This window comes from Vibrio sp. 1562, from assembly GCF_033340155.1.
In the GTDB taxonomy this organism is placed as follows: Bacteria; Pseudomonadota; Gammaproteobacteria; order Enterobacterales; family Vibrionaceae; genus Vibrio; species Vibrio alginolyticus.
Window position 1 is genome coordinate 1 of record NZ_JAWOVY010000289.1, and the last position, 741, is coordinate 741.

Consider the following 741-nt stretch of genomic DNA (forward strand, 5'->3'; position numbering starts at 1 on the left):
CGCTAAATCGCTGCGTGAAGACGCGGCGGGCATGTGGCTGCAAGAGAAGCGTCATCAACTGCATTCTGGTCTTCGCCTTCTGACGTTGATCGGCGTAATCAGCCCGCTAATTGGTCTTCTCGGCACAGTATTGGGATTGATTGAGATGTTTAAAGGCATTGCGGTTTCAACTGGGAACATCACACCTAACGATTTGGCCGACGGCTTGGGTTTAGCCATGCGCACAACGGCCGCAGGCTTGATCATCGCCCTACCCGCTATTTCTGGCGCACAAATCATCGGTTTGTGGGCTGACCGCGTACTCGCCAAACTTGAGCATACTCTCAACTACGTGAATTTGTGGCTTGAAGGCATTTCCCTGCAGCACGTGTCTCCAGAAAAAACAAAAACAACGGTAAGTGTCACCAAAACGGCTGAGGCGAAAGCTTCATGATCAAAGTACCACAGGACAATAACCGCAACGGCTTAACACCAGATTTAACACCGCTGTTAGACATCATTTTTATTGTGATGGTTTTCTTGATGCTTACCGCCGCAGTCAAACTCGATTCATTAGATGTCGCGCTGCCAAGCACCGACTCTCAGGCCGTTGCAGAGGTCGATAAGCAGTCGATTACCGTTAATATCCTCAAGGATGAGCCTTATTGGGCGATCAACGGACAGACGTACATTGATTGGGAAAACTTCACTCTCGCGCTGCTAGAAGAGAGTAAATCAACCGATAAACCTATTGTGATTGGT

At 49.0% G+C, this 741-nt stretch carries 2 protein-coding genes; both read left to right on the forward strand.

Translation table 11 applies throughout. The annotated features are described in order from the left end of the window. Positions 1-433: MotA/TolQ/ExbB proton channel family protein (locus R7Z49_RS24715; protein ID WP_318112335.1), on the forward strand; the 433-nt coding region annotated here is incomplete at its 5' end. Next, on the forward strand, positions 430-741 hold a 312-nt coding region (locus tag R7Z49_RS24720; RefSeq protein WP_318112336.1), incomplete at its 3' end, for a biopolymer transporter ExbD. The genes R7Z49_RS24715 and R7Z49_RS24720, both read left to right, overlap by 4 nt.